12 protein-coding genes are annotated in these 14292 nt (G+C 33.6%); 1 reads left to right on the forward strand and 11 read right to left on the reverse strand.

The window, feature by feature from the left end; genetic code table 11:
- Window positions 1-17 precede the first annotated feature (17 nt).
- The 11 genes from OZP09_RS13170 to OZP09_RS13220 all read right to left on the reverse strand — a co-directional run bounded on the left by OZP09_RS13170 (window position 18) and on the right by OZP09_RS13220 (window position 13088).
- Window positions 18-914, reverse strand: coding sequence for a hypothetical protein (locus OZP09_RS13170; protein ID WP_269234186.1), 897 nt, complete (start codon window positions 912-914; stop codon window positions 18-20).
- Between the two features lie 33 nt (window positions 915-947).
- Entirely contained in the window at window positions 948-1622 is a 675-nt protein-coding gene (locus OZP09_RS13175) for a hypothetical protein (RefSeq protein ID WP_269234187.1), read from the reverse strand.
- Between the two features lie 6 nt (window positions 1623-1628).
- On the reverse strand, window positions 1629-2273 hold the full coding sequence (locus OZP09_RS13180; protein WP_269234188.1) for a hypothetical protein: 645 nt from the start codon (window positions 2271-2273) through the stop codon (window positions 1629-1631).
- Window positions 2274-2284: 11 nt separating this feature from the next.
- Window positions 2285-5011 (reverse strand): OmpA family protein, encoded by a 2727-nt coding sequence (locus OZP09_RS13185; protein ID WP_269234189.1) that lies wholly within the window; start codon window positions 5009-5011, stop codon window positions 2285-2287.
- Between the two features lie 10 nt (window positions 5012-5021).
- Window positions 5022-5522, reverse strand: coding sequence for a DUF4280 domain-containing protein (locus OZP09_RS13190; RefSeq protein ID WP_269234190.1), 501 nt, complete (start codon window positions 5520-5522; stop codon window positions 5022-5024).
- A 12-nt stretch (window positions 5523-5534) separates the two neighbouring features.
- Window positions 5535-6701 carry a peptidoglycan-binding protein LysM gene (locus OZP09_RS13195; protein WP_281309510.1) on the reverse strand — a complete coding sequence of 389 codons (1167 nt, stop codon included), beginning with the start codon at window positions 6699-6701 and terminating at the stop codon, window positions 5535-5537.
- A 121-nt stretch (window positions 6702-6822) separates the two neighbouring features.
- The gene (locus tag OZP09_RS13200) at window positions 6823-8508 is read right to left on the reverse strand and encodes a sodium/sugar symporter (protein ID WP_269234193.1); all 1686 of its coding nucleotides are present in this window, start codon (window positions 8506-8508) and stop codon (window positions 6823-6825) included.
- 260 nt (window positions 8509-8768) lie between these two features.
- Window positions 8769-9785 carry a UDP-glucose 4-epimerase GalE gene (gene galE / locus OZP09_RS13205; protein WP_269234194.1) on the reverse strand — a complete coding sequence of 339 codons (1017 nt, stop codon included), beginning with the start codon at window positions 9783-9785 and terminating at the stop codon, window positions 8769-8771.
- 1 nt (window position 9786) lies between these two features.
- The gene (locus OZP09_RS13210) at window positions 9787-10836 is read right to left on the reverse strand and encodes a UDP-glucose--hexose-1-phosphate uridylyltransferase (RefSeq protein WP_269234195.1); all 1050 of its coding nucleotides are present in this window, start codon (window positions 10834-10836) and stop codon (window positions 9787-9789) included.
- Between the two features lie 2 nt (window positions 10837-10838).
- Window positions 10839-12008 carry a galactokinase gene (gene galK / locus OZP09_RS13215; RefSeq protein WP_281309511.1) on the reverse strand — a complete coding sequence of 390 codons (1170 nt, stop codon included), beginning with the start codon at window positions 12006-12008 and terminating at the stop codon, window positions 10839-10841.
- 33 nt (window positions 12009-12041) lie between these two features.
- Window positions 12042-13088 carry an aldose epimerase family protein gene (locus tag OZP09_RS13220; protein ID WP_269234196.1) on the reverse strand — a complete coding sequence of 349 codons (1047 nt, stop codon included), beginning with the start codon at window positions 13086-13088 and terminating at the stop codon, window positions 12042-12044.
- Window positions 13089-13190: 102 nt separating this feature from the next.
- Between OZP09_RS13220 and OZP09_RS13225 the strand changes: the two genes are divergently transcribed.
- Complete coding sequence (locus OZP09_RS13225) at window positions 13191-14189, forward strand: GntR family transcriptional regulator (protein WP_281309512.1); 999 nt, start codon at window positions 13191-13193, stop codon at window positions 14187-14189.
- The last annotated feature ends 103 nt before the right edge of the window (window positions 14190-14292 follow it).

Here is a 14292-nt window from a genome sequence, read left to right on the forward strand (position 1 = left end):
TGCTTTTGGTTTAAGATTTATTTATCCGTTAGTTCTAATTCGTCTAACGTTCCTTCGGACTTCAGGATTTTATTGTATTCTGATTGTAAGTCTTTTAATTCTGTTTCAATGTCTTTTAGATCAATTTTTGGCATTATAATCTTTTTGCCATTTGCATAGATGCTTGATACATATGTTTTTAAGTCTAAATTATAGTCTGAAAGCTTCGGGTTTTTAATTGGATATTTCAAATTATTCCAGATATGAGGATTTCTCTCTTTTGCTTCTTCCAGAATAATAGTTGGATACACCGATTCACCGGTTTTTAAAACATAATCCTCCTTTTCATAGCCATGTGATTGTATTGATATTGCATGTTTTGTGTTGATTTCTTTTAGCTCAATTGATATTTCAAAAGGGCTTTTTAAATCAGCTTTTCCAATATATTTGTATTTGATTTCTAAACGTGGAGACATTTCTCCAAACCAATCAGTTTCATTTAGCTCTAAGGATTCAATTTTAAACAGATTAAGTTGTTTCTGAATACTTAATATTGCCGTTCTCTTTTTTTCTAATTTGTTTATTTCGGTCGATAATTTTTCCGCTTCTTTTTTATTCCGCTCTTGTAAAAAATCTTCTGCTAAATCGGTCACAGATGAGTAGCTAAGTCCGTCAAGAAGTTCTAATGCTATATCATTAAATGATTTGCCTTTATATTTATTTGATTCATCCCATTTTAGCATCATTGCTTTCAAGGCGATGACTCTAATTGCTTTTTCCAGTTTAATTTTTTCATCAGCATTTAATTTTTTCTCTACTTTTTCTTTAGAAATTTTAAAATCTTTTTCTGATTTGCTATTAAATTTTTCCTGACAGCTTGTGATTATTAAAACAAACAAAGCAAATAGGCTAGCTTTTAATATATTATATTTCATTTTGTTGAAAACAGGTTTTATTATATTTTTTGATTAAGGCTCTACATAATTATCTATACAAAAATCAGAACCTTCATCTTCCATGATTTTTGCATATTGATAATATGAAATTTGCTTTTGAGTTTTATGATTTTTATTTAAATATTCTAAATAGTCATAATAATACATAAAGGGACCTGAAATTCTATTATCATATAATTCTTTGTAACTGATGTCAAAAACTGTTAACCACGCAGAATTTTGGGTTGTGCCCATTAATAGATAAATTATTTGTTTGTCTTGCCATATGTATGAGTCAGGAAGGTCGTCGGTTAAATCTAATTTAGAAACAAATTTTGCCTTTCCAAATTTAGAATTTAACGCACCAATCATTTTTTGTATTGATTTTTCGGTATTTAAATCAACAATGTGTTCGCATAAAATATGATCTTTTTTAGTAAAAGCAAAACGCACAGAGTTAGTTCCAAAACCCCCTTCTTCTGTTCGATAATCACTCAAATTTGAACCATTAAAATGTAGAATTTCATCAGACTCAGATTCATAATAACCGGTATATGTTTTTGCTAAAACTGATAGCTCAAATTTGTTAGGGATTTCACCAAAGAAAGTATCGTATTTTTCAGTAAAAGTGATTTTTGATAAATCTTTCTTTGGAGAGTTACAGCTTTGAGTAAGAATACAGAGAGTGATAAAAATTAAGTTTCTCATAAAAAGCTAATTAACTGATTTAAGATTCCCAGGATCAAAGCCTAATGATCCAATAAAATCTACCCATTCTTTATCATTTTTTTTGTAAACAAACAAGACCCTATAAAACTCATTATTATCTTTTGTAAAATAATAATAACAGATATTGTTATTTATCCATAGAGTAGTATTAATAGAACCCAAGCTATAAGTATTCTTTGGCTTTCCAAATTGCAGCTTAAGATTATCATGCAGTTGATCAGATTCAGATTTTGTGTATAAATTTATTTGGTACATTCCTAAAACATTATTTTTTTCATTGTTAAGGACTCCAATTTCCGGATCAATTTTACCGTAATGAAATATGACACGATTAATGCCTAGATTGTTTTTATTAGCAAGTTTAATTTTGTTGAATATTAATAATTTATCAGAACTGAAAACAAGTTTTGCATTGCCCATTAAAGTTACTTCATCATTTTTTATTGTATCTTTTTGAGAAAGATTTTCAGATAACAAAACATCATTTATATTTTCATTTAAAGTTAAATTAGCCAAATCAAATGGTTTCGATATTGCTGTTTTTTTCATTTCTTTATCTTTTGTTTGAGAATTACATGCTTGTAATAGGATCAATACTAATAAGATAGGTAATAATTTTGTTTTTTTCATTTTGTTTTAATTTATAATAATTGTACTTTAGAACTTAACCCTGTTATTTTTTCAAATTTTTGTATTACATCAAAAGGATCAAAAAGATTTTCTTCATATTTGTAGTCAACTAATTCTTTATCGTGGTCTCCTTTAAAAACTCCCTTCTTTATTAATAGACCAATTTTAGCTTTTATAACTCCTTTGACTCTTAGTCCATCAAAACTTAACTTGGGTTGATAATAAATAGAAGTTTGTGTACTGTTTTTTTCAAACAAAAGACCATGCCCAAAAGTTACGGAGCCAACGGCCTTTCCTGATACTTCAGCACTAACATAGGCTTCTCCAACGATAAGTACTGCGGTTGCTTTTAATTCTATACCAGCTCTAAGCTCTATTTTTAAAATTGTTTCCAGTTTAGCCTCTCCATTATTTTCGTCTGAAGCAGTATTTAAATTTAATTTAGAAAATCCGTTTATAGTTCCAGTAATTTCTAAATCAATATACATTTTAAGTTTTATGGCATTATCATCTTCATCCAGCCAATCTCTAACCTCATTAAATATTTTCATTGCGGCTACATTTCCTGAACCACCTGTTGTTGCTGCCACTCCTAATTGGACTAATCCAGCTAACAAATCAATATTTAAACCCAAAGCAATTAATGGCTCTGCTTTGAAATAGAATTCAAGGGCAGTACCTATCTCTAATGTTTCTTTTCCTTTATTTTTTCCTCTAGCTAAACTCCATTCAGCTCCTAAACAAAAATTTGGAGGATCCATTTCAACCCACAGAGGCCATTTTTTTCCTAACCTGGTTTTGCTTACAGTACCTTTAGTTTGTTCTGTAATTGACTTTGAAAATTCTTTTAATGAAGCAAAAACAGAATAAAACTGTTTGATTTTTTTCTCATATTTTTTAGTAGCATCATAATGCCCATTATATTTATCACCTTCAATTTTATCCCACTTAGCATCTATGGCTACTCCAAAATCTATTTCTGTCTGTTTCCATCTTTTTTCAGCACCAATTTTTCCTGCTTTACTTTGCATTTCTTTATGCTTCTCCGGAGATAGATTTTGCCATTTTACACTTAGCTTATTACTAAGATTTAAAAAGAAATGGAAGTCCCACTTAATGTCAGCATAAGCTTTTACTAAAACTGTTGTGTTTGCGTTATTTGAAAAATAACGACAGGAATGCACGTGAATATTATATTCATTAGCAAATACTTTAGGCCAGATATATAGTATTGGTAAAGGATTTGAAACGGATAGATTTGATTTTACAGGAAAATCTAATTTATTAGTAACTTTATCTATCGAATCTGGATATTCTGGTGAGTTGATTCTTATGTTTTTTTTATGTTTTGCGTCCTTAAAACAAGCTTTATTTTGATATTCTGTAATATCTATAGTAAGATTTTGTTCACGACTTGTCGCAATAGTTTCATAAATGATAGTTTGGGCATCGTGACCAAAAGTATCAAAAGTAATGTCTACGCGACGGTTTTCTGTGTATTCCTTTTCGTCTTTGTGTTTTATATTGTCTCGACCTTTTTTATCGTCAGTTGGATTTACTTCTCCAAGTCCAGTGGAGACAATTCTGTTGCCATCTAAACCTCCATCAATAAATATTTTTTTTACGGCATCACTTCGTTGCTGAGATAATTTTTGATTGTATTGTTCTTTTCCGATAACACATGCATGCCCATCAATTTTGATGTAAGAATGTTGTGCCCCTAACAAATATTGCAAGACATTATTGAGGATTGTTTTGGCATCAGAGGTTATATCATATTTATCAAAATCAAAAAGGATTGTTTTGGCGATAGGCGTTTTAGGGTTTGATACGTTTTTTAAATTTTCACCATTATCAAAAATCAGTGTTGGTGTTTTTTTGGGTTCTGTAATGCTAATGGATTGAAATCTGCAAAGCTCAAATCGTTCTTTGGTTTTTTCTGGTTTACCAGTTTTTAAAGGTGATAAATTAGTAGGAGGTTTTATTTCCTGAGAAACAATTTTTTTATTAATTCTTAAAAAACGTGCATGTACTGTGTCATTATATTTTTCATCCGGAATATAAAGTCTATTGGAAGGATCAAAAACTTTGATATAAAACTCTTCCTTTTCTTTTATATTCTTAAGTTTAGGATACCACGTATTTGTACTTTTAATCTCCAGATTAATTTCTCCATCGACAACATCAACACTTGTATATCTGTATATGAGCGGGTCTGTTTGAAAATCTAAATGTCTGAAGATGTCGATACATAAGTTTAAGTGACCGTTTAAACCTTCGGTTGTTAAATTAAGATAGACCGTTTCTCCATAATTAAAAAAATGATCTTTTCGAACATCTTTTCCATCTTTAGTTGTAGACCATTTGCTGTTTAGGATTCTTGTAGGGCAATTGCCGCTTATTATAAGACCAGTTTGATTAACTAAATCTCTTTGTCCTGAAGTACTTGCTTCAAGATAATATTCAAAGGGACCACATAAAGCCTTAGGGATACTTATTTTTTTAGGTACATAAGCAGGTTGTACTCTTTGTACAATAATAGTTTTCTTTCTACGGTCTTGTAAAATCCAGGTTAAGGTTTTCTTCTTGTCTGCTTCTGTAGTCCCTTCATACCATAAATCTACTTCAAAAGAAACATATTCGTCAGGATGAATTACTACCTTTTTATTAGGAATAGATAAGTTCGAAATTACTTTTCCATCCCCTGTCCATTTTATTCTTTTAACACCTTTTGCCATTTAGTAAAAATTAATTGTTAAAAATTAGACCCTCATGCTTAGCCTCTTTCGCATACATATCCCTCACATCCACCATTGGGTTTACAAGATTGTGCACCATAGGCTCTGCATTTTTAAAATTTTGTTCGCCGGGTTCAGCTGTTTGTCCGTGGTCTGTAATTTCAATGCAATCGGGTGCTCCCATGGGGCAGGTTCCTTTGCTGTTTTCGAGCAGTATTTTGCCCTGATTGCTAAGGGTTACATTTTCATAAAAACCGCTCCATTTTGTTATTTGTGCCTGGCAGGGCAAAAAGCTATTGCCGGCAGGTTGTTTTTTGCATTTGCCAAAGGTGTTTTTTTCTAAAGTCTGCCCAATTTCTTTGGTGGTAGCAATTAGTTTTTCTGATCCTTCCTTATCATTTCCAAAATGTTTTTTGTGTGATTTGACCTTAATTTTATCCGTTTTTGAAGGGTCTTCACTAAACTTGCATTTACAGGTAGCGCCCTGTACAACAAAATGTTTTTCGCTCATAATTTAGGTTGTTTAAAATTGCCACCATTTTTTTTGAGGCTGGGTTTCTTCTATAAATAATTCCTGTTTCGGCGTCGTACTCATTTCTTTGCGATCGTTTAAGTTAGAAATAGAAACCGAATATTTTTGCGGCACTTCGAGTTCTAAATCGCAGGATATAAAAATGCTCTCGGGAATATAATCCTCAGGGTTTAAAAAATATTTTGCCCTGTAGCTGCCAGAAGCTTTTTGATCTGAATATTCTTTTACGGGTATTTGCAGCTCGTTTTCAAAGTCAGTTTTGGTGCGGTCATCACAGAGTTTTCCATTAATGTCCATCACTAAAAAATTATCGACATCCAGACGGTCGTCTACTTTTTGATCAACGAAATATTTTATATTTTCAGTTTTGGCAATAAGAGGGAAATCAATTTCCTTCTGAATCGATAATGAAGGAGGATATTGCGTATGGATTCCATTAAAAAAGGCATTTAAAAACCAGTCTTTTGAAAGGGAAATATATAAGGAATCACTATCTTCTAAATTTCTGTCGTAAAGAGACAGGTATTTTTCGACATGATCACCTTTATAATATTTTAGGATTTGTTTTTTGGTTTCCTGCCAGCGTTCTTCAATCTGGCTAAAGTTGTTAATGTAAACCCATTTTCCGTTTTGGTCCACAACAACTAATAAAGGATAGAGGGCAGCAGAAGCTTTTTCGGCAATTTCTTCGGCCATAGTGCTGGCGGCGGTATCATTAATATAAACTTTTCCGATACGGCTCACTTCAAAAAAGTAATAACCGTTTTCGTTTTTTGCTTTCCATTCAACACTCATCTCCTGTTTTATGGTATGTGTTTCTGATCCGTTTTGTATAGTGTAGAGTACGCCATATGAGTTACTGATTTTTGCATTATTCAAAGACATTTTGAAAGACGCCTCATGAAAAACTATTTTTTTACGCTGCTTTTCTCTTTCTTCATCAGAAAGTTTTATTTCGGGGGGTGGTAAAATGAGGTAGTCAAGCTGTGATGGAAAATCAGCTTCAATCAAATCCTGTAAAGGACAAAATTTATTGTGGTAAGCCCTAAGTGTATAGCTATCAATGCTTAAATTTTTAGCGACACTCGTTAGCGTATCGCCTTTTTTAATAGTATAAGTTAAATAATCCTTATAAGAAGGCTCGGGAATGTAAGACATATAGGTTTGACATTTGGGGAGTTCAAATATATGTTTTTTCTTTCAATTTTTTAAAAGGATGTAAAAAAAAGACTGCCTTTTAAAGCAGTCTTTCTTTTAAATATAAAATATAATTATTTTTTTACCAGAACTTAACGTATAAGGCTACAATTACCAATAAAGTAATTACAATCAATACTGTTGTTTGTGGCTTTACAGAGAACATTCCAGGTTCTGTTTCGAAAGCTTTTGGGTTCACTTTTGGTCCTGCAAAACTCATTGCTACCATTACAAGTGTTGTAAAGAAAAATGATAATCCCATACAAATGTGGAACGGAATTTCGTAGATACCTTTAGCATTTTTATAAGCTGTGTACAATAAAGTTTCGTTTCCGAACAAGGCAGGTGCATATTCGTTGAATAAAACAGATAACACAAATCCTAAAATTACACCCACAATAGCTGCAGATCCTGTAGTTCTTTTCCAGAACATACCTAAAACGAACATAGCAAATACTCCAGGGCTAATAAATCCTGTATATTTTTGGATGTATGTGAATCCACCAACACCGCCAATTCCAAGAACGTCATTCCATGTAAATAAAACAGCCAAAAGCATCGCTGCGAAAACGGCATAACGACCAATGTTTACCTGATGTCTGTCGCTGGCATTTTTCTGAATGTATTTTTTGTGAACGTCTAAGGTATAAATAGTAGAGATACTGTTTACTTTACCCGCTAATGAAGCTACGATAGCTGCTGTTAAGGCGGCAACAGATAATCCTTTAAGACCTGTAGGAAGGAAAGTTAACATAGCTGAGTACGCTCCGTCTTTTCCACCAACCAATTGTGGCAGATCACCATTTTGGTATAAAACATAAGCTGCAATACCAGGCAACATTACGATAACAGGCATTAATAATTTTAAGAAACCTGCGAACAAAATACCGGTACGGGCAGTTTGTAAATCAGCACCCAAAGCTCTTTGAGTGATATACTGGTTACATCCCCAATAGTTAAGGTTGATAATCCAGATACCTGCAAGGTAAGACATCATTCCTGGGAAAGTAAGGTATTTGTCAATTTCATTTTGCGTAGAAGTTGCCGTTGGCTCAGGAATAATCATTTTGAAATGCTCCGGAGCTTTTTCCATCAAAAGGTTGAAACCTGCAAGAGCGTCTTTTCCGAAACCAAAACTTTCTGCTACCACAGTCAAAGCAATGTAAGAAGTAACCAAACCTCCAATGATTAAAACCGCTACCTGAATAACGTCTGTATAAGCAACCACTTTCATACCTCCCAATGAAATGATCAAAGCAAAAACAGCCAGACCAATCATAATAACATGCAGATACTCACCACCTGCCAAACCGTTAATGGCAACCGCTCCTAAATATAAGATAGAAGTAAGGTTTACAAAAACGTATAAAAACAACCAGAAAACCGCCATGATTAAGGCCGTAGATTCGTTGTAACGTGTTTTTAAGAATTGTGGCATTGTATAGATCTTATTTTTTAAGTATACCGGGATAAACCAAACGGCAACGATAATAAGAGCAATAGCGGCAATCCACTCGTAAGCAGCAACTGCAATTCCTAAGAAAAAGCCCTCACCGCTCATTCCGATAAATTGTTCTGCTGAAATGTTTGAAGCAATTAATGAAGCTCCAATTGCCCACCATGTAAGGGTTCCTTCTGCAAGGAAATAAGCCTTGGCATCGTGTTCGTTTTTTTCGCGCTTGCGATAGATGATGTATCCATAAATAGACACAACGAGGAAATAGATAATAAATACTGCATAATCTGCAAAAGCAAGGTTCTGGCTCATTTGTTAGTAATATTTTAAATTAATATTAAGTGATTTTTGAAAGTTTTAAATTTTATGAATGTCAAAAATAGTTGATAGTGGTTGCGAAACTAAGTAATTTATTCTTTTAATTCGAAAAAAATACGATATGTATTTTAATTCTGCCATTTTTTTAGCAAATCGAAAATCAAAAATAAAGTAAAAATAGTTACGGACAACACAAATAAATGTATTTTTTACATTTGTAACAAAAAGATACAATTTGTATATTTTCTTCAGACTTATTGTTTTCTGATTTTTTGTTCCCATTTCCAGGCACTTGCAATGGCTTCATCAAGACCTAATTGCGTTTTCCAGCCCAGAACATTATTAGCTTTGTCTGTATTTGCATAGGCTTCTGTTACATCACCTTCTCTTCTGGCTACAATTTTATAAGGTAATTTTTGTCCGCTTGCTTTTTCGAATGCCTTAATTACTTCTAAAACAGAACTTCCTTTTCCGGTTCCTAAATTGAAAATCTCCAGTTTTTCTGTATTGGTTTTGTTTACCAGTCTTTGCATGGCAATAACATGTGCTTTTGCCAGATCTACGACATGAATATAATCACGAACACAGGTTCCGTCAGGAGTAGGGTAGTCATTTCCATAAACTGCTAGTTCTTGGCGTAATCCAACACCTGTTTGTGTGATAAAGGGTACTAAGTTTTGTGGAACCCCAAGCGGCAATTCGCCAATTTCGTTTGACGGGTGTGCACCAATCGGGTTAAAGTAACGTAACAAAATAGCGTTAAGATTGCTCACTTTAGTCAGATCAGTAATGATTTCCTCACCAATTTGTTTGGTATTTCCATAAGGAGACATTGCTGGCTGGATAGAAGTAGATTCTGCAATTGGCATCTTTTCGGCCTGACCGTAAACCGTACAGGATGAACTGAAAATAAAGTTTGCCTCAGGTTTTTTGTTTAATTCCTGAAGGATGTAAACCAACGAGTTTATATTGTTTTCATAATACAGCAAAGGATTCTGAACACTTTCACCCACAGCTTTTGAAGCTGCAAAATGAATAACGCCTGAAACATCAGAATATTTTTTGAAGAAATCCTGAACAGCAGTTTTATCTCGTAGATCAATTTGTTCAAAAAGTGGTTTTTTACCTGTAATTTTTTCGATACCATCTAAAACTTCAATTGAAGAGTTAGAAAGATTATCAATTACGATTACTTCGAAATTTTCGTTTTGTAATTCAACAACGGTGTGTGATCCAATAAAACCCAAACCACCTGTAACGACTATTTTCATTTTATTTATTTTTATAATGTATATCGGATAGTTCTCTTAAAACGGCAGCACTTTTTTCAGGTGTAATATCACGTTGTGATTCGCCTAACATTTCATAGCCAACCATGAATTTTTTTACGGTAGCAGAACGCAATAACGGCGGATAAAAATGCATGTGAAACTGCCATTCTTCGTGCGCTCCTCCATCTGTAGGTGCCTGGTGAATTCCTGAAGAATATGGGAATGAAGTGTTGAAAAGATTGTCGTACTTCGTAGTCAGCTGTTTCAGGATAGTGGCATAAGAGGTCACTTCTTCTGCTGTAAAATCAGTAATTTTGGTAATATGTCTTTTGCTGATGATCATGGTTTCGTAAGGCCAGATTGCCCAGAACGGAACTAATGCTGCAAAATGATCATTTTCGATTACAATACGGTCCTCTTTTACTAATTCGGCTTTAAGATAATCCTGTAAAAGATTACGATTGTTTTTGATAAAATAATCTTTTAGGTTTTTTTGGGTTTTTTCAACCTGTGTCGGCAAGGACGACTGAGCCCAGATTTGTCCGTGCGGATGCGGATTACTGCAGCCCATAACACTTCCTTTATTTTCAAAAATCTGAACGTGGTTGATATAATCGATATTGCCTAAATCAGTATATTCTTTTTGCCAGGTACGGATAATATTTTCGATACCTGCAACTTCCATTTCAGGTAAAGTAAGATCGTGTCTTGGAGAAAAACAAACCACTCTTGAAATCCCTCTTTCCGGTTGTGCCTTAAAAAAAGTTTGTTTGATATCGTCTTCGAACATAATTTCATCCTGCTTCATAGCAGCAAAATCATTTTCAAAAACAAACGAACTTTCATAATTAGGATTATTTACACCATTGGCTCGAACATTTCCCGGACATAAATAACAGGTTGGATCGTATTCCGGTAATTTTTCTGTTGAGATAGTTTCATTCTGACCTTGCCATGGTCTTTTTGCACGATGAGGTGAAACCAAAACCCATTCGTTTAATAATGGATTGTAACGTCTGTGCGGATCTTCATTAATATCAAAATTTCTCATTCTTAATTTGTGGTATAAAGTGATGTTCCGTTTGAGACCTTCACATCATAAATTTTTAAATCAATTCCAAATGTATCAAAATAAAGGCTGGTAAATGCTTCTTTGACTCTGTTTTCGTTTCCTTTTTTAATTAACGTAATCGCACAGCCTCCAAAACCGCCTCCCATTAATCGGGAACCCACAACGGCTTCTTCTTTTTTGGCCTGTTCAACAATAAAGTCTAATTCCGCGCAGCTAACTTCATAATCTTTAGATAATCCGTCATGGGTATCAAAAAGCAGCTTTCCTAAAAGTTCAATATTACCGTTATCCAAAGCCTCGCAAGCCTGAGTTACACGCAAAATTTCTTTTACAACAAAATGGACTCTTCTGAAAACAACTTCAGACATTTTATCCTTCAGGCTCAAGACCTGTTCTTCGGTACAATCCCTGAACGTTTTGATTTCCGGAAAATGATTTTTGATGATCGAAAGTCCTTCTTCACACTCCAGTCTTCTGTTGTTGTATTCTGATGTAAAAAGGGAGTGTTTTACATTACTGTCAAACAAAACCAGTGAGTAGTCTTTGAAATCAGCATTGTGATATTCAAATTCTAACGTATTGCAGTCCAGTTTTATTACTTTGTTTTCAAGTCCGTGAACGCTTGAAAACTGGTCCATAATACCACAATTGATACCTACCCAGTGTTCTGCTTTTTGTCCCATAAGAGCAACATCAACTTTCTCAATTTTCAAACCGAATAATTCTTTGATTCCGAAAATCATTCCGCACTCTAAAGCTGCCGATGATGATAATCCTGAACCAACTGGAATATTACTGCTGAAAACACAATTGAAACCTTCGAAAGAAAAACCATTGTCCTGCAATTGTTTGATAACGCCAAGGATGTAATTGGTCCAGACTACATCGCTTAATTTGATTTCCTGAGTCAGATCAACTTCAAATTCCTCATTCAAATCGATAGCGATAATTTTAGATGTTTTCGAATTGCTTTTTTCAAAGGCAAAACAAATAATCTTATCAATTGCAGCAGGTAAAACATAACCGTCATTGTAATCGACATGTTCGCCGATAATATTGATTCTTCCTGGAGAAAGTACAATTTTTTGAGGAGCTGTCCCGAAAGATTTCTCAAAAAAAGAAGTGGTATTCTGTATTAAAATCTCGTTCATTATTTTTAATTTTCTGAATTGTTTGGTATAATTTTAATTTATATTTTCAAATTTATAAATAGTAGTCTGCTGATATTCGTCTCCCTTTTTTAAAACAGAATTAGGAAAATGACTGTGATTTGGAGCATCAGGGAAATTTTGGGTTTCAAAACAAATTCCGCTCACCGGAGTGTAATTTGCATTTTCTTTTCCTCTTAAAATATCGAAACAATTTCCACCTACATAAATATGAACGCTCGGCTGATCCGTGTAAACGCTCATCTTTAAATTGTTTTTCGTGCTGAATAACTGAGCAGCGATTGCTGTAACTGGATTAATTACAAACGAATTGTCAATAGAAGCCGGGCAGTTTTTTCTGTTTCTGAAATCGAAATCATGACCATCGAGAGCAGTAAATTTTCCGGTTGGAATACTCTCATTATTGGTTTCAAGAATAGTATCCGCGTCAATAAAGATTTCCTGATCCAATACGTCCGAATCATGACCATTAAGATTGAAATAACTGTGATGGGTTAAATTTATAATGGTGTCTTCTGTAGTCGTTGCTTTATATTCGAGTTTTAATTCGTTTTCTTCGGTTAAGGTATAGGTTAAAAAAACTTCTAATTCTCCAGGATAATTTTCTTCTAAATTTTCACTGATCAGATGAAAAGTTACCGACTGGTCTGTTAAATCAGTGACATCCCATATTTTTTGACCAAAACCGGTATTTCCTCCGTGCAAAGCATTTCCGTTATTGTTTCCTGCAAGTTGAAATGTTTTATCATTTAAAGTAAAACGACCTTTGTTGATACGTCCTGCATAACGACCGACAGTTGTGCCAAAATAAGGTCCGCTAGGCAAATTATAGGATGCAATATAGGCTTCGGGATTGTCAAAGCCCAAAACTACATCTGTCAGTTTTCCATCTGTAGCAGGAACTTTTAATGAAGTTACAGTCGCACCATAGTTCGTAAGCTGTACCCTCATTCCATTTTTATTGGTTAGTTCAAAGCAATAAATTTCTTCGTTATCAGGGGTCAAACCAAACAATTTGCAATTAGAGTAATCTTGTAAATGCGATATATGCTTTAAATTCATGTTATTTTTATCAAAAGTGAAAATTCAAAATTATATATATTTTCGATTTTTGTATACCAGTACCTACCAGTTTTTTGTATATTGCCAAAAAATCTTTTTTGTATGAGTATCATTTCGATTCAAAATAATCTGGGTTTGCCAAAATATAAACAGATAATTCTTTCAGTTGAAAAAGCAATTGATGAAGAAAAGCTAAAAAAAGGGGACAGGCTTCCTTCTGTAAATAAAGTATGCCTGGCATTTTCCTTATCTCGCGATACGGTTCTCCAGGCCTACGACGAGCTTAAAAAAAGGGGAATAATTTATGCTATTCCGGGCAAGGGCTATTATGTTAAAAGTATTGAAACCAGTATCAAACAGAAGATTTTTTTGCTTTTTGATGAACTTAATATTTTTAAAGAAGACATTTATAATTCTTTTTTAAAAAGTATTGGAAAAAATGTTCAGGTCGATATTTTTTTCCATCATTTTAATGTACCGGTCTTTAAAAAACTAATAAATGACAGTAATGGCAATTATACCAAATACATTATCATGCCGACCAACCTGACAGGTATAATTGAGACCATAAAAACCCTACCAGTAAACGAAGTGATTATCCTGGACCAGACCAATGCCGACTTAAAAATGTATCCTGCCATTTACCAAAATCACCAAAAAGATATTTTTGAAGGGCTTTTAAAAGGAAAATCAAGGCTGGGCAAATACAAAAAACTGATTTTAATTTTCCCCGGTTTCCGTGAGCCGTTAGGAATGAAAACCGGATTTGAAAATTTTTGTACAAAATATAATTTTAACTACGAAATCATCACTCAGTTCACTGATCATGAAATCGAAATTGGAGATTTATATGTGATTCCAAATGATCGTGACCTTGTTGGAGTAATTGAAAATGCAAGAAATCAGAACCTTAAATTAGGAACTGATTTTGGCATTATTTCATATAATGAAACTTCTTTAAAAAAAGTCGTAGCAAACGGAATCGCTACCATTTCGACCCATTTTGAAGATATGGGAAAAATACTGGCCGATATGGTACTTAAAGCAAAAAATGAACAGATAGAGAACAAATCGTCGCTGATTATGCGAAACTCACTTTAAGATTTTGTTGAAATCCGTTTGGTGTGATTAGTTTTTGATGATAATTTTTCGTCAGTTCGAGTGATCCCGATTTTTCATCGGGATTGTATCGAGAACAGAAAAG

The organism is Flavobacterium flavigenum (assembly GCF_027111255.2).
Classification (GTDB): domain Bacteria; phylum Bacteroidota; class Bacteroidia; order Flavobacteriales; family Flavobacteriaceae; genus Flavobacterium; species Flavobacterium flavigenum.

Excerpts from the sequence above, each read along its gene's own strand:
- galE (WP_269234194.1), bottom strand. The coding sequence starts at position 9,785 with ATGAAAATAGTCGTTACAGGTGGTTTGGGTTTTATTGGATCACACACC.
- OZP09_RS13185 (WP_269234189.1), bottom strand. The coding sequence starts at position 5,011 with ATGGCAAAAGGTGTTAAAAGAATAAAATGGACAGGGGATGGAAAAGTA.
- OZP09_RS13200 (WP_269234193.1), bottom strand. The coding sequence starts at position 8,508 with ATGAGCCAGAACCTTGCTTTTGCAGATTATGCAGTATTTATTATCTAT.
- OZP09_RS13170 (WP_269234186.1), bottom strand. The coding sequence starts at position 914 with ATGAAATATAATATATTAAAAGCTAGCCTATTTGCTTTGTTTGTTTTA.
- OZP09_RS13220 (WP_269234196.1), bottom strand. The coding sequence starts at position 13,088 with ATGAATTTAAAGCATATATCGCATTTACAAGATTACTCTAATTGCAAA.
- OZP09_RS13175 (WP_269234187.1), bottom strand. The coding sequence starts at position 1,622 with ATGAGAAACTTAATTTTTATCACTCTCTGTATTCTTACTCAAAGCTGT.
- galK (WP_281309511.1), bottom strand. The coding sequence starts at position 12,008 with ATGAACGAGATTTTAATACAGAATACCACTTCTTTTTTTGAGAAATCT.
- OZP09_RS13180 (WP_269234188.1), bottom strand. The coding sequence starts at position 2,273 with ATGAAAAAAACAAAATTATTACCTATCTTATTAGTATTGATCCTATTA.
- OZP09_RS13195 (WP_281309510.1), bottom strand. The coding sequence starts at position 6,701 with ATGTCTTACATTCCCGAGCCTTCTTATAAGGATTATTTAACTTATACT.
- OZP09_RS13190 (WP_269234190.1), bottom strand. The coding sequence starts at position 5,522 with ATGAGCGAAAAACATTTTGTTGTACAGGGCGCTACCTGTAAATGCAAG.
- OZP09_RS13210 (WP_269234195.1), bottom strand. The coding sequence starts at position 10,836 with ATGAGAAATTTTGATATTAATGAAGATCCGCACAGACGTTACAATCCA.
- OZP09_RS13225 (WP_281309512.1), top strand. The coding sequence starts at position 13,191 with ATGAGTATCATTTCGATTCAAAATAATCTGGGTTTGCCAAAATATAAA.